Genomic DNA, 21,052 nt, shown 5'->3' with positions numbered 1-21,052 from the left:
GCGCCCCCGACCTCGGTCTAGGCTCCTTTCCATGACAACAGATCAGATCATCCTCTTCGCCCTCTTCGGTGCCGTCTTTGCCCTCCTGCTTTGGGGCCGGTGGCGGTATGACATCGTCGCCTTCGCCGCCCTCATGGCCGGCGTCGTGCTGGGCGTCGTTCCCAGCAAGGACGCCTTTTCCGGCTTCGGCCACCCCGCCACGCTGGTGGTGGCGCTGGTTCTGGTGGTCTCGGCAGGCCTTGTACGTTCCGGCGCGGTGTTCCTGATTACCCGCACGATGGTCGACAGTTCCCGGGCGCTCGGGACGCATATCGCCTTGATGGGCGGGATCGGCGGCGTGCTGTCGGCCTTTATGAACAACGTGGCCGCGCTGGCGCTGCTGATGCCTGTCGATGTGCAAACCGCGCGCAAGGCCGGCCGCGCGCCGGGGCTTAGCCTGATGCCGCTCAGCTTTGCCACCATCCTCGGCGGGATGGTTACCCTCATCGGCACGCCGCCCAACATCATCATCGCCGCGATCCGCGAAGAACAGTTGGGCGCACCGTTCAGAATGTTCGATTTCGCCCCGGTCGGCGGCGTCGCGGCCATCGCCGGCCTCGCATTTGTCGCCCTCATCGGCTGGCGGTTCATTCCACAACGCGAAGGCAGCGTGCTCGCCACCTCTGATATAGGCAGCTATATTGCCGAATTGACTGTGCCGGAAGACTCGGACCAGATCGGCAAACGCTTGGCAGAATTGCAGGAAACGGCACAGAAAACCGATGTCGCCCTCCTCGGTCTCATCCGCGATGGCAAACGGCGCTATGGCACGGCACTGAATTCAGTGTTGCGCGCGGGCGATGTTCTGGTGCTGGAGGCGCAGCCCGATGCGCTGGACGAATTTCGCGCCGCCCTGTCCCTCGCCTTTTCTGATGCCGAGCGTACGGAACGGTTGGAGGCCGAGGGCGAAGGTCTCGATGTCCTCGAACTGGTTGTGCCCGAAGGCGCACGCATCGCCGGTAAAACAGCCCAATCCATTGGTCTGCACTGGCGCCAGCGTTCGGTCCTCATGGGCCTTTCACGACAGGGCAAACGCATCACCGAACAGATGCGAAAAACCACCATCCAACCCGGTGATATTCTGCTGCTGCTCGTCCCCAAGGACCGCGGTGATGATGTAGCAGAGTGGTTGGGGGCCCTACCGTTGGCTGCCCGCGGCCTTAGCGTCACCCAAGACAGCAAGACATGGCTCGCCATCGGCCTGTTCGGCGCAGCCGTCGCCGGCGCCAGTTTTGGACTCATCTACCTGCCCGTCGCGCTCGGCCTCGTTGTGACTGCCTATGTGCTCACACGGATTGTTCCCCTGAACGAACTATACAGTCACATAGAATGGCCCGTGGTCGTCCTCTTGGGCTCTATGATCCCGCTTGGGGCGGCATTGCAGGACGCAGGCGGTACTGAACTGATCGCGGGCGCGCTGAACGACCTGACGGAGGGCATGCCGCCTTGGGTGATCCTGACAGTGCTGATGGTCGTCACGATGAGCTTGTCTGACGTTCTCAACAACACCGCCACCACCATCGTCGCGGCCCCGGTGGGGATCCAGATGGCACAGTCGCTGAATGTCTCACCCGATCCCTTCCTGATGGCTGTGGCCATCGCCGCCTCTTCGGCCTTCCTCACCCCTATCGGCCACAAGAACAATACCCTCATCCTCGGGCCCGGCAGCTACCAGTTCGGCGACTACTGGCGCATGGGACTGCCGCTGGAAATCATCGTCATAGCAGTTTCAATTCCTGCGATCCTCATCTTTTGGCCTCTCTGAGCGACCTGTCCCAGCTTCTTTTTGCCGAAAATATCCCGGGGGAGGCCTTGAAAATTCCAAGAATTTTCAAGGCCGAGGGGCAGAGCCCCCCACCCTGCGTGGACGCAAATGATGAAGATGCGCACGCGTAGCGTGCTCCGTCAGATCAAAGCGGCCAGAAATACGGAATCAGCGCCGATGCCAGCAACCCCACACTCAGGTTCAGTGGCACACCGACCCGCAGAAAATCGGTAAAGCGATACCCGCCCGGCCCGTAAACCAGCGTATTCGTCTGATAGCCGATAGGCGTGGCAAAACTGGCGCTTGCCGCCACCATCACCGCCACTACCAACGGGCGCGGATCAATTCCCATCGCCGCTGCCAGCCCGACAGCAATAGGCGTCACCACGACGGCGACTGCGTTGTTGCTGACCATCTCCGTCAACACAGAAGTCAGCAGATAAACGGCCCAGATCACAACCACACCGGGCAAGAGCATCAGATAGGGCGCAATGCCACCCACGATCAATGCCACCGCACCACTTTCCTGCAACGCCGCTCCGACTGCCAGCATCGAGAAAATCAGCGCCAGAAGCCGCCCGTCGACAAAGGAAAACGCTTCGTCCGCATCAATGCATCGCAGAAGCAGGACTGCCGCCATCGCCACTACCGCCAACAGCAGGATTGGCGCCACACCGAGCCCCGCCAACACCACGATCCCCATCAGCGCCAGAATCGCCAGCGGCGCATGCCCACGTCGGAACGCTCGCGCAGAGGGGTGCGAAACATCGACCATGTCCATGTCACTGGCCAACCGCTGTATATCGGCGGGCGCCCCTTCCAGCAGCAGCGTATCGCCCACCCGGACAATCAGATCATCCAGTTGTCGTCCGATGTTCTGGTTCCGACGGTGTACCGCCAGCGGATAAACCCCGTAACGCCGCCGCAGGCGCAGCGCGCCCAGCGAGCGCCCGACCATCTTGCACCCCGGTGTGATCAGCACTTCCACGGTCGAGGTCTCGACCGCAGAAACCTGATCAACCCGTTTAAGACTTTTGTTCCGTTGCAGGCTCAACAGCTCCGTCATCTGGGTGCGCAGCACTACCCGGTCGCCAACCTCCAGCACCACGCCCGCCAGATTGCGGCGCAGCGACAGGTCACCGCGCACCACGTCTATCAGGCGCACGCCCTCGCGCTTGAACAGCTGCACACCGGTGACCTCACGCCCAATGAGGTTGCTGTCGGGCGGGATCACCGCCTCGGTAAAGAACTTCATCCGGCTGCGGTCCGACAGCATGTCAGCCATGCTGTCACGCTCTGGCAACAGCATCGGCCCGATGAAGCGCAGATATATCATCCCCCAGATCACCAGCACGATCGCCAGCGGCGTGATCTCGAAAATCGTGAACCCCTCTAACCCCTGCGCCCTTGCCACACCGTCCACCAGCAGGTTTGTTGATGTTCCGATCAGTGTCAGTGTTCCGCCCAGAATGGCCGCATAGCTGAGCGGGATCAGCAAGCGCGACGCCGAAATGCCCATGGTGCGCGCCAATTGTACAAAGACCGGTATCATCACCACCACCACCGGCGTGTTGTTCATCACAGCTGATCCGAAAACCACCAGCGTCAGCAGCATCGCGATGGCGGCTTTCGGGTTGGTCCGCGCCTGCCGGTCCGCCAGCGAGGTGAACGCCTCCAGCGCGCCAGTGCGCACCAGCGCGCCCATGATCACAAACATCACCGCAATGGTCCAAGGGGCCGGATTCGACAGAACCGCCAGCGCCGCATCGTATGGCAACAGTCCAAGCGCCAGCATCGTGCCCGCCCCGGCCAACGCCACCACTTCGGTCGGATAGGTTTCGCGCACAAACAGTGCGAACATCACGGCGACAACGCTGAGCGTCATCAGCGCCTGCGTGGTCTGTGAAAGATCGAGATATGCGATCACCTTGGCGTTCTCTCCTGATTGTGCAGACGCTCAGCACCCGCACCAGCATCGGCCTCTTCTATCACACGCCCGGGTACCAGCACACGCGCTGATCGGGGCTGCACCAGAAACATACCCAACATCATCACCCCCAACGCCAGCCAGACCCAGATGGAGTAACTCTCGTTTAACAGGAACATAGACCAGATCACGCCGCATCCCGTCACCACATAGCTGGTCTGAGCGGTAAAGACGGATCCGGCACGCCCGACCAACCAGACATGGCAGGCATAGACTGCCGCGTGGATGACTGCCCCCAGCACCAAAGCAGCCTCGGGGATGCCAAAGCCGTCCATCGGATCAATCCATTGACCGCTGGCAACCGCGATCGGCGCTGAAATCACCATGCCCAGCAGTGATGCGCCGAAAATGACCTGCATCGAATCCAGACCCTGCGTGCCCCATTTCATGACCAGATTGCCTTCGGTGGCATAGAGCGCAGGCGCACAAAGGGCGAGCAACACAAAACCCGCTGAGGTGCCGCCGGGCAAACTGTTTTCCGGCCCGATCAAAAGGACAATCCCCATCATCCCGACGAACACGCCAAACAGACGGCGTGGCTCAAACCTTTCATTCCCCATCAACAGCGCGATTGGCAGTGAAAACATCGCAACACTGGAGACGACAATCGACATCACCCCTCCGGGCAGCCGCGACGCCGCGAGGTAGAAAAAAATGTCCGGCAGGACCGCACCACAGAGCGCGACCATCAGGAAAAGCAGCAGATATTGCCGACCGAGAACCAACCGCCTGCCACGTATCAGGGTGATTCCCCCCAGAAACACGACGACAACGACCAGTTGCCAGAAAATTAGGCCCATCGGTTGATGTCCGGTGCTGACCGCGATCTTGGCCAATGGCACGGTCAGACCCCAACCGATCCCCATGACGAACAGCACCGCATATAGAAACGGCGTTTCTCTCATGGTCCGGCCTGTGCCAAACGCCCACCTTGACGGACCATCTCGATACGCTGCGCCTTGCCGGTGCGGTCATCGGTTTCGACGTAGACACCGCTCAGTGTCGCTTCGCCCTGAGCCGGTTCGAAACGTCCCTTAGACATGCCGGTGACAAAGCGGCGCATCGGCTCGGTCTTATCCATGCCGATCACACTCAGGTAGTCGCCACACATCCCCGCATCACTAAGATAAGCCGTGCCGCCGGGCAGGATCTGCGCATCCCCGGTTGGAACGTGCGTATGTGTGCCCGCCACCAGACTGGCACGACCGTCACAGAAATGGCCCGCCCCCATCTTCTCGCTGGTGGCTTCACAGTGGAAATCGACGATGGACGCCTGTACCGCGCCGCCCAGCGTATGCGCACGCAACACGGCATCCAGTGCCGAAAACGGGTCGTCAAAGGCGCGCTTCATAAACACCTGCCCCAGCGCCTGACACACCAGTACCTTGCGTCCACGCGCGTCCGAGAACACTTTGTGCCCGCGTCCCGGCGCGCTTTTGGCAAAATTAATCGGGCGCACGATACGTGGTTCGGTCTCAATGAATTGCAACATGCCCTTCTGGTCAAACGCATGGTCCCCCAACGTCAGACAGTCGGCACCTGCGTCCAGCAGCGTCTTGGCATGATCGGGGTTCAAACCCATGCCGCTGGTTGCGTTTTCACCATTCACCACGACAAAATCGAGGCCCCAGTCTGCGCGCAGGCGCGGCAGAGTCTCGATGATCGCCTTTCGACCAGAACGGCCAACCACATCGCCTAGAAATAAGAGTTTCATATAGAGGTGTTAGGGCGCAGCGCGCCCAAGAGCAAGCTGCGTTTCGCATGGCGTGCCCTTCCGCCAGTGATGAGGCCCATGATCGTCGCTACGAGGCAGAAATACGAACAGGAAAAGCTGCGCGGCTTACACTCCAACCACCGGAGTTTCGGTCGCCACACCCTCTTCAATCCCCGGCTTCCTTGGTCGAGGCGGTCAGTTCACGCACCGATCCGATAGCGGGCGTCGATCTCGACCGGAAAATTCACAGATCTGGCAATGAAACAGACCTTGTGTATCTGCGAATGCACGGCATCTGCCTTCGCCTCGTCGCTGCCCTCGGCCAGAACGATCAGCGGGCGTAGCGTCGCGCGCAAAAACCGACTTGCGCCACTCATCTCGGATTCGCCGACAACCAGTGGGTCGTCCGAATACCCCAGAACATTGATGCCTGCATTGCTCGCCAGATGTAGGAACCACAGCATGTGACAGGCCGAAAGTGCCGCGACCAGCATATCCTCAGGATTGTGCATCGTCGGATCACCCCCCAAGAGCGGATCGTTCGAGCATTGAATGACTGGCTTGCCCGCTGTCTCTACATTCCAAGTGCGGTCATAGCCGCCGTAACTTTCGGTGCCTGCCCCAAGATTGCCCGTCCAGACCACGCGCGCCGTATAATCATGTATCGCCAAGATCTCTCCTCCAAAGGTGTCGCAAACCCGCCTCGACTAAAACGTGATCACTTCAGTTTCCGTCACCAGCATATCCAGCGGCTGGTCTGTCGGTTCCAACGGCAAGTCGTTCGCCTCTTGCATCGCATAGGCAAAGCCGATGGCCAATGTCGCGCGACGTGCGCGCAGCTTCTCCAGCGTGCGGTCATAAAAGCCGCCGCCATACCCCAGCCGTCCGCCGTTTCGGTCAAACGCAACCAACGGCACAATCAGGATTTCAGGCTCAAAAAGGTCATCCACTTCGGGAATTCGCGCACCGAACGGTCCGTCCTTTAATACACATCCCGGCTCCCAACGGGAAAAGACCAGCGGCAACCCTTCCCCCGTGATCACCGGCACGCCAACCGGGCCGTGCGCAGCAGCTTCTTCCATGGCGGGAAGCGGATCAATCTCTGTCCGGATTGCCATGTAACCCGCCAGCGGTACGCCCCGGTATCCGGCCAAAACCCCTGACAGCAGAGAGGCCCGCCCGGCACCTGCCGCATCATGCGCGTCCCTGCGCCGGGCCAGCGCCGCCTTGCGCGCTGCCGCCTTGATAGCCGTCAAATCCGTCACAACAGCACCACCGCTGCCAACCCGAGAAAGGCAAAGAAACCGACCACATCCGTCACCGTCGTCACAAACGCACCCGAGGCCAGCGCGGGGTCGACGCCGGCCTTCTCCAGCAGCACGGGAATGACAGTTCCCGCCAGACCAGCCATCACCAGATTGATCACCATTGCCGCCGCAATGACATAGCCCAGCGCAGGTCCACCGAACCACAACATGCCGACAATGCCCATCACCACGGCAAAGATCAGACCATTGACCAACCCGACCAGCACTTCGCGCCGAATAACCCGCCAGACGTTACTTCCGGTCAAATCCTTGGTTGCAATCGCCCGCACGGCCACTGTCAGGCTTTGTGTGCCTGCATTCCCCCCCATCGACGCCACGATCGGCATCAACACGGCCAAAGCCACGAATTGCGCGATGATGACCTCGAATTGAGCGATGACCAATGACGCAAGGATCGCCGTGACCAGATTAACCGCAAGCCACGGAAACCGCGCCTTGGTGGTTTCGAACACTTTGTCGTTGATGCCACTTTCACCGACACCGGCAAGACGCATGATGTCTTCCTCGTGCTCTTCGTCCAGCACCGCCATCGCATCATCTATCGTGATCACGCCCACGAGTCGGTCATTTTCGTCGACAACAGGCGCAGAAATCAGATGGTACTGATTGAACGCATATGCGACTTCACCCTCATCCCGCGTGACAGGGATGATGTGAAACATCTCTTCGACAAGCGAGGACAACATCACTTCGCGGCGCGAGCCCATCAATTTTCCCAGCGTCACATTCCCCACCGGGTGCAAGCGTGGGTCGACCAAAATTATGTGATAGAACTGTTCGGGAAGGTCATCCTGATTGCGAAGAAAATCAATAGCTTCTCCGACATTCCAATGCTCTGGCGCCATGACGACTTCGCGCTGCATGAGGCGTCCGGCAGAATATTCGGGATAGGTCAGCGATTGGCGAACCGCAACACGGTCACTGTCTTCCAGAACCTCCAGAATAGCTTCTTGCTGGTGGTCTTCCAGATCTTCGACCAAGTCCACCACATCATCGCTGTCCAGCTCGCGCACCGCCTCGGCCAGAACTTCGGGATGTAGAAGCCCAATCACTTCTTCGCGGATCGACTCGTCGAGCTCGGACAGAATGTCACCGTCGAACTCGGGCCCATACAGCTCGATGATCCGGCGGCGATCAAAAGCGTTACTTTGTTCCAGAAGGTCAGCGATGTCGGCCGGGTGCAGCGGCTCCATCTCTGCGATCAGACGCTCACGGTCACCGATGTCGACCGCATAGATGATCCGCGCCACTGCCGACGGATCAAGGGCATAGAAATCGTCCTCGTCGCGCTCGGATTCCTGATTGCTCCGATCGGTCTGGTTGCTCTCGTCGGCCATGTTGCTCCCGTTCGCGCGGTGTTGCCTTCGCAGGATTAAAGAAGCTCCTTGCGAAAAACAATGACAATAGGGTGATTTACGCCTTTCCGGCATACGCTTATCCTTGGCCCCTACACCAACACGGATAGGCCCGATGCCCTCTAATACCATCCTGACCGGTCAAGTTCTCAGTTTTGCAGCCAGCCCGTTCGACGACGATGCGACGGGCGCCGCCAAACTGCATGAAGCCGTGCACATCAGCGGCGGCCATATCGCAGCACTCGGCCCATTGGCGCAATTGAGAGCATCGGCCCCGGACGCAGACGTGATTCATCATCCCGATGCACTGATCACCGCAGGTTTTGTAGATGCGCATGTCCACTACCCGCAGACCGCCATGATCGCCAGTTGGGGCAAGCGCCTGATTGATTGGCTAAACAGCTATACCTTCCCCGAGGAAATGCGCTTTGCCGATCCTGTCTATGCGTCAGAGATCGCAGGTCGCTACCTTGATCTGGCACTGTCCAATGGCACGACCACGATGGCCAGCTATTGCACGATCCACCCTGCGAGCGTCACCGCATTCTTTGAGGCGGCACAAACCCGTGGCATGCGCGCGCTGGCGGGTAAGACCTGCATGGACCGCAATGCCCCGGAAGGGCTGTGCGACACTGCGCAATCGGCCTATGACGACAGCCGCGCGTTGTTGCGTGAATGGCATGGGCGTGGCCGTCTGGAATACGTCATTACACCGCGTTTTTCGCCCACTTCTACGCCTGAACAGCTCGCCGCGCTCGGGGCGTTGTGGGCCGAACATCCCGATTGCCTGATGCAGACCCATCTGAGTGAGCAGGTGGATGAGATTGCATGGGTGCGTGACCTCTATCCGCAGGCGCGCGACTATCTGGATACTTACGAGATGCATGGGCTTCTGGGTGCACGCGGTCTCTATGGCCATGCGATCCACCTGGAGCCACGAGAGCGCGATCGCCTTTGCGAGACCGGGGGCGCGTTGGTGCATTGTCCAACCTCGAACACGTTTATCGGATCTGGCCTGTTCAATACGGCCGTGCGCAAGACCGAAGGGATGCGCGTCGGGTTGGCCACTGACACCGGTGGCGGTTCCAGCTTCTCAATGCTGCGGACGATGGCGGCGGCCTATGAGATCGGCCAGTTGACCGGGACACCGCTGCACCCGGCCCAATTGCTGTGGCTGGCGACAGCGGGATCGGCTGAGGCGCTGCATCTGGGCGACCGGATCGGGAATCTGACACCGGGGATGGAGGCCGACATCGTGGTTCTCGATCTGGCATCGACCCCCGCCATCGCCCAGCGGCACGCCCGTGCCGAGGACATCTGGGAGGCGCTTTTTCCAACCATTATGATGGGGGACGACCGTGCCATGCGCGAAGTTTGGGTGAACGGATCACGGATGTCCGCCTGACCTCAGCAGCCGGGCCGCCCCAGCACCATGACCCAATGGTTGCCCGGCCCGCGTACCAGACCGAACTCGGTCACCTGAACATGCAGCATGTTGGCGCGATGCCCCGGCGAATTCAGCCAACCGGTCAGAACCTGTGTCAGCGATCCATGTCCCTTGGCGATATTTTCGGCAATGAAGCAAAAGCCATAGCGGGCCTTTCTCGCGCGATCGCCAATGCTTGATCCATTCGATCCCGTATGGCTAAAGAAACCTTTCTTTGCCATGTCGCGCGCATGGGCTGTCGCCGCCTCGGTCAGCTTCTTGTCGACCTGCACTGATCCCAAGCCATTCGTCGCGCGGATTGTATTCATCTGCTGTAGTGCAGCCGGGCCAAGGTTTTCGACCTGCTGCGCCGAGGCAGGTAAACACATGAGACCCAGCAGGAAAATCAGGGCGTATTGCATAGTACGTACCTTTCAAATCAAGCGGTGCCCACACTTAGCCATCCATGAGGCGGCGAGCCAGTCCTCTTTGCCGGTGTAGCGCAGCGTCCAGATCGACCGTGACCAGCCGTCCGTCCCGAACCACTTGCCGCCCATTGACCAGCAAATCGCGCACCTGCATCGGGCCAGCCAGCAGTAACGCCGCCGGGTCCCAGCTGCCCGCGCTCGCAACCCCCGAAACATCCCAGATCGCAATGTCGGCGCATTTTCCCGGTGCAATTCGCCCGCAATCTGGCCGCCCCAGCACATCGGCCCCGCCGCGCGTCGCTATTTCCAGTGCCTCACGCGCGCTCATGGCGTCAGCACCGCTTGCCACTCGTTGCAGCAACATAGTTTGCCGCGCCTCAGCCAAGATATTGCCTGCGTCGTTGCTGGCGGATCCATCGACACCCAAGCCGACCGGCACTCCGGCATCGCGCATGGCGCGGACCGGGGCAATTCCACTGCCCAATCGACAATTGGAGCATGGACAATGCGCCACGCCAGTACGCGATCGGGCAAACAGATCAATCTCGGATTGGTTCAGTTTGACACAATGCGCGTGCCAGACATCTGACCCCGTCCAACCCAAATCTTCGACATATTGTCCGGGGCGGCAGCCGAATTGCGCCTCGGAATATGCAATGTCTTCGGCGTTCTCAGCCAAATGGGTGTGCAGCATCACCCCCTTGTCCCGCGCCAACAGAGCCGCATCGCGCATCAGGTCGCGGCTGACGGAAAACGGCGAACACGGCGCAATCCCGACCCGGCACATCGATCCCTCGCGCGGATCGTGGAAGGCATCAATTACGCGAATGCAATCTTCGAGTATTGCAGCCTCTTCTTCGACCAACGTATCGGGGGGCAGGCCACCGGCGCTTTCGCCGATGCTCATCGCGCCGCGTGTGGGGTGAAACCGCAAGCCGATCTCTGCGGCAGCGTGAATCGTGTCCTCCAACCGCGCGCCATTGGGATAGAGATAGAGGTGGTCCGCACTCAGGCTGCATCCGCTTAGCGCCAGTTCCGCCAGACCGATCTGAGCCGAAGTGAACATTTCGTCCGGACCGAACCGCGCCCAGATGGGGTAAAGTGTTCTGAGCCAACCAAACAGTAGCGCGTCCTGCGCCCCCGGCACTGCCCGCGTCAGGGTCTGGTAGAGGTGGTGATGTGTGTTCACCAAGCCCGGCGTCACCACACACCCCGTCGCGTCAATGACAGTGTCCGGCACCGCAAGGTTGTGGCCGATGTCAGAAATCACGCCGTTTTTGATCAAAATATCGGCGCCGGAAATCTCGCGCCGATTGTCGTCCATCGTCACGATCAGTGTGGCGCCCTGGACAAGTATGGAAGTCATGCGAACGCTCTTAGTATCGCCAGAGCCGCCGCGTGCTGTTCAGCCCCCGCAGCAGCAATCGCGCGCCCCCCCTCATGGGCCGGACCACCTTGCCAATCAGTGACAATACCACCTGCCGCTTCGATTACCGCGATCGGGGCCTGAATGTCATAGGCATTCAGGCCGGCCTCAATAACCAGATCAATCTGTCCAGCGGCCAGCATCGCATAAGCGTAGCAATCCATGCCATAGCGGGTCAGTTGAACTGTCTTTGCTACCGCAGCAAAGGCTGCACCTTCTTGCGCTGTTCCGACCTCTGGGAAGGTGGTCATCAATGTCGAGGCTGCCAGCGCCCGACTGCCACGCACTGCGAGCGGCCTCTCTCCGAGTGGTCCACGCATCTGCGCGCGACCAAATCCCCCCTCGAACCGTTCGCCTATGTATGGTTGATCGATCAGCCCATAGATCGGGCCACTGCTATCCGCGACAGCGATCAAAACGCCCCAAGTCGGCGCACCAGAGACAAAGGCGCGCGTACCGTCAATCGGATCAAGCACCCATTTCAGGCCGGAATTGCCGTGTTTTGCGCCAAACTCTTCGCCGAGGATGGCATCATCCGGGCGATGAACGGCCAGAATGTCGCGCATCGCCCTCTCAGCGGCACGATCTGCGACAGTGACAGGGTCGAAACCGACAGAATCCTTGTTCTCGGCTTTCAGACCGTCCGTACGAAAATGAGGGAGGATAGCCGCACGCGCAGCATTCGCCAACGCATGTGCCGTTTCAGAAATCGCCTGAATGTCCACTGCCTACTCCCCATGTCGTCAACGACGACACGAGTAGCCCGGCCCGCACGTCAACTCAAGCGACGTCGCTCAGCACCCGCGCCAGATCAAACAGACGGCGGCGCTGGTTTTCCGGGATAGCGTAGTAGGAACGCACCAGATCAAGCGCCTCTTTATCACCCAAGATATCCGATGGGCCTGCGCCGGCCGCTTGCGCGTCGACCTGTTGCGCCTCGATTCCCTCGAAGAAAAAGCTGACATCGACATCCATTGATGCGGCGATATCCCATAAGCGCGATGCGCTGACTCGATTTGCGCCGGTTTCGTATTTCTGAATCTGCTGAAATTTTATTCCAACGCTTTCGGCCAGCTGCTGCTGGGTCATGCCAACCAGCCAACGGCGATGCCGGATTCGTTTGCCTACGTGCATGTCTACTGGATGGGGCATTACAACGTCCTTCCTACTGTGTCCTGCCCTGTGCGGTACATTACTGTGGCAGGTTTACTATTACTCAAGCATCAATTCCGCACGACCTTTTGTCAGTCGAGGGATGGTACCATCCTAGTCTCAATATACAAGAAGTATCGCAATTGGCGAGTTATTTGATCAAGTTGTGAACAATTTTAGGGAGAAACCATACGTAAACGTATTCAGCTCCTGCTGTGGCCAAGGGTTTGACAGCGTTATGCCATGAGATTACGTCCGGTCGGCACGTTCCTGTTTCAACTGCCTACCGTCGAAAGATTTCCCATGCGCGCCTTTCACATAACTTCTTTCGAGAGCCCGCCAAAGATCGTCGAGTGTCCTGTGCCGACACCCGGACCGGGGCAGATACGGTTGCGTATTCATGCTTGCGGGTTGAACTTCGCCGATCTGCTGATGATGACGGGCAGGTATCAGGATACCCCCGCCCTGCCCTTCACGCTGGGCATGGAGGTGGCGGGTACGGTTGATGCCATCGGCCCGGACACCGAGGCACCTGCGGTCGGCACCCGTGTCGCCGTGTTCGGCGGTCACGGAGGTCTGGCCGAGTACGGATGTTTTGACGCGGCCCGCGCAGTGGTGTTGCCAGATGCGATGGATGATGTCAGTGCAGCCGCCTTTCAGATCGCCTATGGCACCAGCCACGTCGCCCTGGATCACAAGGCGCGGTTGCAGCCCGGCGAAACACTGCTGGTGCTGGGGGCTGCAGGCGGCGTTGGCCTGACAGCCGTCGAAATTGGCAAGCTCATGGGCGCGCGGGTGATCGCCTGCGCGCGTGGCGCTGACAAACTGTCCGTCGCCAAGGCTGCGGGTGCCGATCACCTGATTGATGCGAAAACAGATGATATTCGCGAAACCTGCCGCGCACTTGGTGGCGTCGATGTGATCTATGATCCGGTGGGAGGGGATCAGTTCACCGCCGCGTTCCGCGCTTGCCGCCCCGAAGCGCGAATCCTATCGATTGGCTTTGCCAGCGGTGAGGTGCCTCAAATCCCCGCCAACCACCTGCTGGTTAAGAATATCAGTGTCATGGGGCTGTATTGGGGCGGGTATCTGGCGTTCCGCCCCGAGGTCGTGACCGGATCGCTTGCCACTTTGCTGGACTGGCACCGCGCAGGGCGCATCACGCCACATGTCAGTCATACCTATTCGCTTGATCAGGCCAGCGATGCACTGGCGCTCCTGCGCGCGCGTAAATCCACAGGTAAAGTGGTCGTGACGGTTTCATAGATCAAGATGATCCGATCGGGCGCACGCGGATCGCAGCCCTTCACGGGCGATCAACCACTGCTCACAGCTTTGGCTGCGGGCGACGCGAACCCGGACCGCACCATGATGGCCAACTGCTCCACCAGCGTATCCCTTGGCGTTCGCGCGCCATAGAGGTTGATCTTTTGCTTGCCCAGGTCGGGCAAAGCGCCCTGATGCGGCACTGGATCGAAATGACGTGGTGCGCTGCCCTCCAGCCCTACAGTCACGGCCAGATCGGCACTTACCGTTGCCTCGATCGCGCCATCGGAATCCGAATCGATCGCCTGATCCCAGTCAATCCCAACAGCATCGAGATGCTTGATCACCCCCGGCCGGAACAGACAGTTTCGGCAATGCGCAATTGGGAGAGGGCGCTGTTTCCAGACCTCCCCGCCGGGCGCGCCATACCATTTCAGCGGCATTTCAATCAGCGTCTCACCGCCCGGACCAACAACGCTTTCGGTGGTCAGGATCAGATCGATTTCGCCGCGTCCATAAAGCTCTATCAGGTTCGTGGAATAAGATGATGTCAGATGCACCCGAACCCGTGGAAAGGCTGCATTGAACTGCTTCAACACTCGTGGAATCGATGGGTAAATGATGTCGTGCGGCACCCCGAGACTAATCTCGCCCTCCCAAACCTGATCGGTCAACCGTCCGACCACCTCATCATTCATCGCAACCAGCCGACGCGCGTAGGTCAGTAGCTGATCACCTGCACCCGTCAGCGCGATCTTACGGTTCGAGCGGTCCATCAGGTCAATTCCCAATAACTCTTCCAGCCTTTTAAGCTGCATCGACACCGCCGATTGCGTCAGGTTGAGCGCAGCAGCAGCACGGGTGACACCGCCGTGGTCCGAGACAGCGACAAAAGAGCGGAGGGTGGTCATATCCAAATTACGCATTCATCACATTCCTTGATGATGTCATCCATAAACATTCATTTTCAATATTAAGCACCTTCTGGCATTAACATCAACATAGGAAATGCAACCAGCATGAAACATCACATTTAGGAAAGGACGACCATGACCTACGTCTCTCACTCCCACGCCACCTGCCACCCAGCGCGTACGCATGGCTGGACCTTCTCCACACTCGTGGCGCTCTATCGCTCGCGCCGTGCGCTCGCCGGTCTCAGCCCGGAAGCTCTGGCCGATATCGGCATCAACCGTGACGCTGCTCTACGCGAAGCAAATCGTCCCGCATGGGACCTGCCGCGCCGCTGGGCACGCTAAACACGGCAAGCACGCCGTCCGTCTGGATAAAATCCCAGCCAATCAAGTGACATGAACACTTGAATTGGCGCGCCACCCACCCGATATTGACGGCAAAGCCCCACCACGGGGCTTGCCAACATACATATCGGAGGCATTGATGGCTGAATTTGACACGATCCGGACGGCGGCAGGCAGCCGCACTGCCCAGATTGACCAAGGGCTGCGCGCCCATATGAACAAGGTCTACGGGACCATGTCCGTGGGCATGCTTCTTACATTCCTCGCGGCTTGGGCCGTGGGTAACAACGCATACATGATGCAGACACTGTTTACAGGCATGACGCGCTGGGTTGTCATGTTCGCCCCTCTGATCATGGTCTTTGCTTTCGGTGCCGTGATTAACAAGCTATCGGCAGCAGCGGCACAGCTCTTTTTCTATGCTTTCGCAGCTGTTATGGGCGTCTCAATCAGCTACATTTTCGTAGTCTTCACGGATTACTCGATCGCGCAAATCTTCCTAACAACCTCAATCGCCTTTGCAGGTCTGTCCTTCTGGGGCTACACCACGAAGAAAGACATCTCTGGCTGGGGCAGTTTTCTGATCATGGGCCTGATCGGCATCATCGTGGCGTCGATCATCAACATCTTTATCGGCAGCCCGGCGATCATGTTCGCGATTTCGATCATTGGTGTGCTGATCTTTGCAGGCCTCACAGCCTACGACACTCAGTCGATCAAGAACGAGTATCTGGCGCACGCGCATCACGGCGACAGTGAATGGCTGGGTAAGTCGGCAATCATGGGCGCGCTGCGTCTCTACCTCGACTTCATCAACATGTTCATGTTCCTGCTGCAACTTCTCGGCAATCGCGAATAACCAGCAGCGCATAACAAAAACCAAAGCCGGTCCATAGTGACCGGCTTTTTTGTGGGGCCGATTATTTGATCAATTGGCTGGCATCACATTCGGCGAGAACCTAACCTTTCGCCACACCGAATGCAGGAGCGCCCTATGACCCATTCTCATGTCACGATCAACCGGGATCACTGGAACGCAATGGCCTCTGACTGGGCCGCTGAGGGCGCGCGCGCTTGGGCCAGCGATGTACCATATTGGGGTGCATGGAGCCTGCCAGAGCACGACCTGCGGCTGCTGCCTGAGGACATGACAGGCATGGACGCGATCGAATTGGGCTGCGGCACCGGTTATGTTTCGGCGTGGATGGCGCGACGTGGGGCGCGGGTGACGGGCATCGACATGTCGGAGGGACAACTGGACACCGCCCGGCGGCTGGCAGCAGAACACTGTGCGCAGATGAACTTTGCGCACGGCAATGCCGAGAGCGTCGATCGGCCGGCGTCAGCATTCGATTTCGCCATCTCGGAATATGGGGCTGCGATCTGGTGCGACCCGACGGTTTGGTTACCCGAGGCACACCGCCTGCTGCGACCCGGCGGCAGGTTGGTCTTTCTGGGCCATCACCCGCTGATGGTCGCGTGCATTCCGCCCAGTGGTGCCGATTGCGAGCGGGTTCTGCACGTTCCCTATCGTGGTATGAATCGGCAGGATTACACAGAAGTCTCGGTTGATCCCGGCGGGATCGAATTCAACATGCCAGTATCAGATTGGATGGCGCTGTTTGAAAAGATCGGCTTTAGCGTTGTTCGCTACCAAGAGCTATACGCGCCTGAAAACGCCACAGAGGATGCATATGGCATCCCCGCAGAGTGGGCCAAGGCCTATCCGTGCGAGCAGGTCTGGCACTTGCAAAAGCGCGCGTAGAACAGATAAAGCCGCGCTCAGAAGGCGCGGCTTTCAAAATCTGTCATGGCAGACAGACAAGCAGTGATCTTACTTGATCTTGCCTTCTTTGTATTCGACATGCTTGCGCACAACCGGGTCGTATTTACGAACCGTCATCTTTTCGGTCATGGTGCGCGCATTTTTCTTGGTCACGTAGAAATGGCCCGTGCCCGCGGTCGAGTTCAGACGGATCTTGATGGTCGTCGGCTTCGCCATTGGTGTTCTCCTGCGCCGGGGGGCCAAGCCGCCCCGTGAATTCGGTATGAACCCCGCCTTTTACCCGCCAGCGCGCCCGAGTCAACCACGATTGTGCAAATGTCGTACGCAGTGCGCTCGCTTTCTTCGTTGGACAAATACTCACATGCCCGCAGGCCCAATTTCGACACGCACATCTCGCATACGCGCGCGAAATTCGCAGGTTTCCCGGCATGTCGGTGAATTTGCGCGGAGGGCCTATAAGCCGGATTCTGTCCCGAGGACCTAGGTCCCCATGGATGACCATTCATCTAAAGGCACCGTTGCCGATCCCCCTCTAGCTGCCAACCCGGACCGCCGGGCCAAGACGTGCCTGCGGGCGGTTTCGGTTGCCCGACCAGCCCCGCGCGCGGTCCCTATTTGGCATTGCTCCCGGTGGGGCTTGCCATGCCGGTGCTGTTGCCAGCCCCGCGGTGGGCCCTTACCCCACCGTTTCACCCTTACGCCAGATTGCTCTGACGCGGTTTGTTTTCTGTGGCGCTTTCCCTCGGGTTGCCCCGGCCGGGCGTTACCCGGCACCGTTGTCCTGTGGAGTCCGGACTTTCCTCCCAAACAGGCCGAAACCCGTCCAAGCGGCCATCCGGCCCTCCGCGCGTCGCTCAGTTAAGCATCCGCCCCACCGGGGTCAACGGGAAAGCGTGCGGCAATATCCGCCAGCACCGCCATATCGTCCGCACAAAGCGGCCCACGCCCCCACGGGCGATAGCGCAGGCGTACCGCTTTGAGCACGTCGGCGTCGGAAAATGCAGCGCCATAGCCGATGCGCCCTGTCAGCGCACGAAACGCGCTCAGCGGCGCATCCGCCCCCGGTTGCGGCCAAACCGCCAACCCCCGCAAGGCAAGCCGACGCCAATCAAAGCGCGGGCCGGGGTCGTCCTTTCGGTCCGGCGCCATGTCCGAATGGCCTATGACCCGCTCGGGCGGGATCGCCCAACGCTCCATGATGTCTTGCGCAAGCCGCTCGAGCACACGCATCTGCGGGTCAGGAAAAGGATGATCGCCCTGATTGGCCAGTTCGATCCCGATGGCGCGTGAATTGACCTCGTCCACCGCCCCCCAGCACCCCAGACCGGCATGCCATGCACGCATTTCCTCGGGCACCAATTGCCACAGTCGTCCATCTTCGGCGATGACATAGTGGCACGATACCGGCGGCGTAACAGTTGGATCGCAGAGCCGCTCAACCGCGTCCTCGGCGGTATCCATGTTAGTGAAGTGCAGTAGCAGGATGTCGGGACGCACCCCACCCCGCCGCGCATTCATGTTGGGCGAAGTCCGCTGGATGACCTCGGGCAGATCAGGACTCACGCCGGATCAGCCGCCCTGTGCCTTGCGGAACGGGCGAGGATCCCAGCCACAGGCATATCCATCCCCGTCAGGGTCCAGCCCGAGACGGTCACGCTCGGGTCCACCCTTGTCAAGAAAATCGATCTGCGCCAGATCCGGCCCGGTGTATTTTGCGCAATTCTTGGCGTAACGACCGCTTTTGTTCACACCAACGCGGCGATAGACCTGCGTGCCCACCGGATGCTTGGTCTTAAGCGCATAGGCCACGATATTGGCCCCCTGCCCGCCAGAACGGCTGGGCAGCGCCTCGACCGCGGCAACCTGATATTGCTGCCGGTTTACCGCGATCCGCGCCGCGTCATCCTCGATCGTCCGTTGATTGCCGACCGCATCGAAATTATTCTCGTTCGAAATGCCGACACTGTTTACCACGGCAGGCGGTGCATTATCCGGGCTGGCCTGAACGACCCGCTCGCCGGAATTGGCGGCGCGCTCTTCAACCTGATCGTCATTATCCAGCGCCGCGCGGGCCTGCGCCGCGATCTGCTCGCTTTCCGATGTACCATCCAGCGCCGTGGTACTGACCACGGAGGGAGCAGGTACAGGATCACCAGCCAATGCGGCATCCTGCCGGGCCTGATACTCGTCATAGTTACCAAAACCGACACCAGCGCCAGTGTTGGGGCCACTCTCGGGGATGGACGTTCCGCAAGCCGCCAATGCCGCGACGGCAACGAATCCACAAAATTTATGCATCATTTGTCCTGCAACATGCTGTTTGCGGGCGGTCTACCACCATTTTCCGGGCTTGGCTACAAAACCGGCAGCGCCTTCCAACGCGTAGGCGCAATTCAGCAGGTCGCCCTCTTCCCACGGGCGACCGATCAATTGCAGCCCCAACGGCAGCCCCTGACGATCCAGCCCCGCAGGCACGGAAATACCCGGCAAACCGGCCAAATTCACCGTGACGGTGAACACATCGTTGAGATACATCGCCACCGGATCGGCATCCGCCATCTCTCCCAGACCGAACGCCGCCGACGGCGTGGCAGGGGTCAGGATCGCGTCGATCCCATCGGCGAACACATTCTCGAAGTCACGCTTGATCAGCGTGCGCACCTTGCGCGCCCGGTTGTAGTAGGCATCGTAAAATCCGGCGGACAGTACATAGGTGCCCACCATGACACGGCGCTGCACTTCGGGGCCGAATCCTTCGGCGCGGGTCTTTTCGTACATTTCCGTAATGCCATCGCCCTGCGCCAATGTCGCACGATGACCGTAACGCACACCATCATAACGCGCCAGATTGCTGGACGCCTCGGCAGGGGCGATCACGTAATAGGTGGGCAGCGCATATTTGGTGTGTGGCAGGCTGATATCGCGGACTGTCGCACCCGCATCCTTCATCATCGCGGTGCCATCCGCCCACAGCTTTTCGATCTCGTCCGGCATACCATCCATCCGGTACTCGCGCGGGATGCCAATCACCTTGCCCTTGATGTCACCTGTCAGCATCGCCTCGAAATTGGGCACGGCCAGATCGGCGCTGGTGCTGTCCTTGGGATCATGTCCACACATCGCCTCAAGCATGATCGCGGCGTCGCGGACATCCTTGGTCATGGGTCCGGCCTGATCCAATGAAGAGGCAAATGCGACGATCCCCCAGCGAGAGCAGCGACCATAGGTCGGCTTGATCCCGGTAATTCCGGTAAATGCCGCTGGCTGACGGATTGACCCGCCGGTATCAGTACCGGTCGCCCCGAGACAGAGATCGGCAGCGACCGCACTGGCCGAGCCGCCAGATGATCCGCCCGGCGTCAGGGCCGCATCGTCATTGCCACGCCGCCACGGGTTGACCGCGTTGCCATATGTGCTGGTCTCATTGCTCGACCCCATGGCAAATTCATCCATGTTGAGCTTGCCCAGCATGACAGAGCCCGCATCAAAGAGGTTCTGCGTAACCGTCGATTCATATTCCGGCTGGAACCCATTCAGGATCGCGCTGCCCGCTTGGCTGGCGACACCCTTGGTGCAAAAAAGGTCTTTGATGCCCAGCGGAATGCCACACATCGCTGGGGTTTCATCAGCCCCCTGCAGACGCTCATCCGCGCGCGCGGCCTGCTGGCGCGCCAGATCGGCTGTGCCATGCACGAACGCGTTCAATGCGCCGGCAGTGTCAATCTGCGCCAGACATGCCTCGGTCAGCTCAGTGCTGGTGATATCCTTGGCACGCAACTTGTCGCGCGCCTCGGCAATGGTAAGCGTGTTCAGACCCGACATTATTCAACCACCTTCGGAACTGCAAAAAACCCTTCGCGCGCATCTGGCGCGTTCGACAGCACCGCCGCCTGCTGATCGCCATCGGTCACGGTATCGACCCGCCGCTTGAGGCGCATCGGCGTGACACTGACCATCGGCTCTACGCCCTCCACATCGACCTCACTCAACTGCTCGATAAAGCCGAGGATCGTGTTGAACTCGTCCGCCAGTGCGGGCAGCGCCTCCTTCTCGACGCGGATGCGCGCGAGCTTGGCCACCTTGGCGGCTGTTTCCAGATCGATGGACATGACTAATCTCCG

22 protein-coding genes and 1 other RNA gene are annotated in these 21,052 nt (G+C 59.8%); 6 read left to right on the top strand and 17 right to left on the bottom strand.

Annotation, left to right across the window (positions count from 1 at the left end; all coding sequences use genetic code 11):
* Window positions 1–31 precede the first annotated feature (31 nt).
* Window positions 32–1,804 carry an SLC13 family permease gene (locus N7U68_RS19920; RefSeq protein ID WP_263047947.1) on the top strand — a complete coding sequence of 591 codons (1,773 nt, stop codon included), beginning with the start codon at window positions 32–34 and terminating at the stop codon, window positions 1,802–1,804.
* Window positions 1,805–1,949: 145 nt separating this feature from the next.
* On the opposite strand, the gene N7U68_RS19915 is transcribed toward N7U68_RS19920, so the two are convergent.
* The 6 genes from N7U68_RS19915 to mgtE all read right to left on the bottom strand — a co-directional run bounded on the left by N7U68_RS19915 (window position 1,950) and on the right by mgtE (window position 8,170).
* The gene (locus tag N7U68_RS19915) at window positions 1,950–3,689 is read right to left on the bottom strand and encodes an SLC13 family permease (protein WP_263049199.1); all 1,740 of its coding nucleotides are present in this window, start codon (window positions 3,687–3,689) and stop codon (window positions 1,950–1,952) included.
* 38 nt (window positions 3,690–3,727) lie between these two features.
* Entirely contained in the window at window positions 3,728–4,696 is a 969-nt protein-coding gene (locus N7U68_RS19910; RefSeq protein ID WP_263047946.1) for a DMT family transporter, read from the bottom strand.
* Complete coding sequence (locus N7U68_RS19905) at window positions 4,693–5,505, bottom strand: TIGR00282 family metallophosphoesterase (RefSeq protein WP_263047945.1); 813 nt, start codon at window positions 5,503–5,505, stop codon at window positions 4,693–4,695. Before N7U68_RS19905 ends, N7U68_RS19910 begins: the two co-directional genes overlap by 4 nt.
* A gap of 200 nt (window positions 5,506–5,705) precedes the next feature.
* Entirely contained in the window at window positions 5,706–6,176 is a 471-nt protein-coding gene (locus tag N7U68_RS19900) for an OsmC family protein (RefSeq protein WP_206295732.1), read from the bottom strand.
* Window positions 6,177–6,212: 36 nt separating this feature from the next.
* Entirely contained in the window at window positions 6,213–6,770 is a 558-nt protein-coding gene (locus tag N7U68_RS19895; RefSeq protein WP_165192641.1) for a 5-formyltetrahydrofolate cyclo-ligase, read from the bottom strand.
* Window positions 6,767–8,170: a magnesium transporter gene (gene mgtE / locus N7U68_RS19890; protein WP_165192643.1), complete on the bottom strand. Its 1,404-nt coding sequence runs from the start codon at window positions 8,168–8,170 to the stop codon at window positions 6,767–6,769. Before mgtE ends, N7U68_RS19895 begins: the two co-directional genes overlap by 4 nt.
* A gap of 133 nt (window positions 8,171–8,303) precedes the next feature.
* On the opposite strand from mgtE, the gene guaD reads away from it, so the two are divergent.
* Complete coding sequence (gene guaD / locus N7U68_RS19885; protein ID WP_263047944.1) at window positions 8,304–9,593, top strand: guanine deaminase; 1,290 nt, start codon at window positions 8,304–8,306, stop codon at window positions 9,591–9,593.
* Between the two features lie 2 nt (window positions 9,594–9,595).
* Here the strand turns inward: guaD and N7U68_RS19880 are convergent, their stop codons facing one another.
* Genes N7U68_RS19880 through N7U68_RS19865 form a run of 4 tightly spaced genes read right to left on the bottom strand, consistent with a single transcriptional unit; the run spans window position 9,596 to window position 12,620 of the window.
* The gene (locus N7U68_RS19880; RefSeq protein ID WP_263047943.1) at window positions 9,596–10,036 is read right to left on the bottom strand and encodes a CAP domain-containing protein; all 441 of its coding nucleotides are present in this window, start codon (window positions 10,034–10,036) and stop codon (window positions 9,596–9,598) included.
* A 34-nt stretch (window positions 10,037–10,070) separates the two neighbouring features.
* On the bottom strand, window positions 10,071–11,408 hold the full coding sequence (locus N7U68_RS19875) for an 8-oxoguanine deaminase (RefSeq protein WP_263047942.1): 1,338 nt from the start codon (window positions 11,406–11,408) through the stop codon (window positions 10,071–10,073).
* A complete protein-coding gene (hisN, locus tag N7U68_RS19870) occupies window positions 11,405–12,193 on the bottom strand; it encodes a histidinol-phosphatase (protein WP_165192649.1) in 789 nt (262 codons plus the stop codon). Before hisN ends, N7U68_RS19875 begins: the two co-directional genes overlap by 4 nt.
* 55 nt (window positions 12,194–12,248) lie before the next feature.
* Entirely contained in the window at window positions 12,249–12,620 is a 372-nt protein-coding gene (locus tag N7U68_RS19865; RefSeq protein WP_165192651.1) for a helix-turn-helix domain-containing protein, read from the bottom strand.
* A 303-nt stretch (window positions 12,621–12,923) separates the two neighbouring features.
* On the opposite strand from N7U68_RS19865, the gene N7U68_RS19860 reads away from it, so the two are divergent.
* Window positions 12,924–13,886: an NADPH:quinone oxidoreductase family protein gene (locus N7U68_RS19860; RefSeq protein WP_263049198.1), complete on the top strand. Its 963-nt coding sequence runs from the start codon at window positions 12,924–12,926 to the stop codon at window positions 13,884–13,886.
* A gap of 50 nt (window positions 13,887–13,936) precedes the next feature.
* Here the strand turns inward: N7U68_RS19860 and N7U68_RS19855 are convergent, their stop codons facing one another.
* On the bottom strand, window positions 13,937–14,812 hold the full coding sequence (locus tag N7U68_RS19855) for a LysR family transcriptional regulator (protein ID WP_165192653.1): 876 nt from the start codon (window positions 14,810–14,812) through the stop codon (window positions 13,937–13,939).
* Between the two features lie 123 nt (window positions 14,813–14,935).
* Here N7U68_RS19855 and N7U68_RS19850 point away from each other — a divergent pair, with 123 nt between their 5' ends.
* From N7U68_RS19850 to N7U68_RS19840, 3 genes are all read left to right on the top strand, one after another.
* Window positions 14,936–15,145: a DUF1127 domain-containing protein gene (locus tag N7U68_RS19850; protein WP_165192655.1), complete on the top strand. Its 210-nt coding sequence runs from the start codon at window positions 14,936–14,938 to the stop codon at window positions 15,143–15,145.
* 139 nt (window positions 15,146–15,284) lie between these two features.
* Window positions 15,285–16,004: a Bax inhibitor-1/YccA family protein gene (locus N7U68_RS19845; RefSeq protein WP_165192657.1), complete on the top strand. Its 720-nt coding sequence runs from the start codon at window positions 15,285–15,287 to the stop codon at window positions 16,002–16,004.
* Between the two features lie 135 nt (window positions 16,005–16,139).
* The gene (locus N7U68_RS19840) at window positions 16,140–16,910 is read left to right on the top strand and encodes a class I SAM-dependent methyltransferase (protein ID WP_263047941.1); all 771 of its coding nucleotides are present in this window, start codon (window positions 16,140–16,142) and stop codon (window positions 16,908–16,910) included.
* Between the two features lie 69 nt (window positions 16,911–16,979).
* Here the strand turns inward: N7U68_RS19840 and rpmG are convergent, their stop codons facing one another.
* The 6 genes from rpmG to gatC form a co-directional block, all read right to left on the bottom strand.
* Window positions 16,980–17,147 (bottom strand): 50S ribosomal protein L33, encoded by a 168-nt coding sequence (gene rpmG / locus N7U68_RS19835; protein ID WP_007799108.1) that lies wholly within the window; start codon window positions 17,145–17,147, stop codon window positions 16,980–16,982.
* Between the two features lie 224 nt (window positions 17,148–17,371).
* Window positions 17,372–17,778: RNase P RNA component class A (rnpB, locus tag N7U68_RS19830), an RNA gene on the bottom strand.
* Window positions 17,779–17,789: 11 nt separating this feature from the next.
* Window positions 17,790–18,449, bottom strand: coding sequence for an N-acetylmuramoyl-L-alanine amidase (locus N7U68_RS19825; RefSeq protein ID WP_263049197.1), 660 nt, complete (start codon window positions 18,447–18,449; stop codon window positions 17,790–17,792).
* A gap of 51 nt (window positions 18,450–18,500) precedes the next feature.
* Window positions 18,501–19,229, bottom strand: coding sequence for a hypothetical protein (locus tag N7U68_RS19820; protein ID WP_308446156.1), 729 nt, complete (start codon window positions 19,227–19,229; stop codon window positions 18,501–18,503).
* A 33-nt stretch (window positions 19,230–19,262) separates the two neighbouring features.
* Window positions 19,263–20,753 (bottom strand): Asp-tRNA(Asn)/Glu-tRNA(Gln) amidotransferase subunit GatA, encoded by a 1,491-nt coding sequence (gene gatA, locus N7U68_RS19815; protein ID WP_263047940.1) that lies wholly within the window; start codon window positions 20,751–20,753, stop codon window positions 19,263–19,265.
* Window positions 20,753–21,040, bottom strand: coding sequence for an Asp-tRNA(Asn)/Glu-tRNA(Gln) amidotransferase subunit GatC (gene gatC, locus N7U68_RS19810; protein ID WP_165192665.1), 288 nt, complete (start codon window positions 21,038–21,040; stop codon window positions 20,753–20,755). The genes gatA and gatC overlap by 1 nt, the downstream gene beginning before the upstream one ends.
* Window positions 21,041–21,052: the final 12 nt, after the last annotated feature.

The organism is Roseovarius pelagicus (assembly GCF_025639885.1).
GTDB lineage: Bacteria > Pseudomonadota > Alphaproteobacteria > Rhodobacterales > Rhodobacteraceae > Roseovarius > Roseovarius pelagicus.
The sequence above is the reverse complement of the archived record's forward strand: the minus strand, read 5'-3'. Positions and strand labels throughout refer to the sequence as shown.

Coding starts and splice junctions, on each gene's coding strand:
- N7U68_RS19865 (WP_165192651.1), bottom strand. CDS start 12,620: ATGCCCCATCCAGTAGACATGCACGTAGGCAAACGAATCCGGCATCGC.
- N7U68_RS19920 (WP_263047947.1), top strand. CDS start 32: ATGACAACAGATCAGATCATCCTCTTCGCCCTCTTCGGTGCCGTCTTT.
- N7U68_RS19860 (WP_263049198.1), top strand. CDS start 12,924: ATGCGCGCCTTTCACATAACTTCTTTCGAGAGCCCGCCAAAGATCGTC.
- rpmG (WP_007799108.1), bottom strand. CDS start 17,147: ATGGCGAAGCCGACGACCATCAAGATCCGTCTGAACTCGACCGCGGGC.
- gatC (WP_165192665.1), bottom strand. CDS start 21,040: ATGTCCATCGATCTGGAAACAGCCGCCAAGGTGGCCAAGCTCGCGCGC.
- guaD (WP_263047944.1), top strand. CDS start 8,304: ATGCCCTCTAATACCATCCTGACCGGTCAAGTTCTCAGTTTTGCAGCC.
- N7U68_RS19910 (WP_263047946.1), bottom strand. CDS start 4,696: ATGAGAGAAACGCCGTTTCTATATGCGGTGCTGTTCGTCATGGGGATC.
- N7U68_RS19845 (WP_165192657.1), top strand. CDS start 15,285: ATGGCTGAATTTGACACGATCCGGACGGCGGCAGGCAGCCGCACTGCC.
- N7U68_RS19880 (WP_263047943.1), bottom strand. CDS start 10,036: ATGCAATACGCCCTGATTTTCCTGCTGGGTCTCATGTGTTTACCTGCC.
- N7U68_RS19825 (WP_263049197.1), bottom strand. CDS start 18,449: ATGAATGCGCGGCGGGGTGGGGTGCGTCCCGACATCCTGCTACTGCAC.
- mgtE (WP_165192643.1), bottom strand. CDS start 8,170: ATGGCCGACGAGAGCAACCAGACCGATCGGAGCAATCAGGAATCCGAG.
- N7U68_RS19820 (WP_308446156.1), bottom strand. CDS start 19,229: ATGCATAAATTTTGTGGATTCGTTGCCGTCGCGGCATTGGCGGCTTGC.
- N7U68_RS19905 (WP_263047945.1), bottom strand. CDS start 5,505: ATGAAACTCTTATTTCTAGGCGATGTGGTTGGCCGTTCTGGTCGAAAG.
- N7U68_RS19850 (WP_165192655.1), top strand. CDS start 14,936: ATGACCTACGTCTCTCACTCCCACGCCACCTGCCACCCAGCGCGTACG.
- N7U68_RS19915 (WP_263049199.1), bottom strand. CDS start 3,689: ATGACGCTCAGCGTTGTCGCCGTGATGTTCGCACTGTTTGTGCGCGAA.
- gatA (WP_263047940.1), bottom strand. CDS start 20,753: ATGTCGGGTCTGAACACGCTTACCATTGCCGAGGCGCGCGACAAGTTG.
- N7U68_RS19840 (WP_263047941.1), top strand. CDS start 16,140: ATGACCCATTCTCATGTCACGATCAACCGGGATCACTGGAACGCAATG.
- N7U68_RS19855 (WP_165192653.1), bottom strand. CDS start 14,812: ATGCGTAATTTGGATATGACCACCCTCCGCTCTTTTGTCGCTGTCTCG.
- N7U68_RS19875 (WP_263047942.1), bottom strand. CDS start 11,408: ATGACTTCCATACTTGTCCAGGGCGCCACACTGATCGTGACGATGGAC.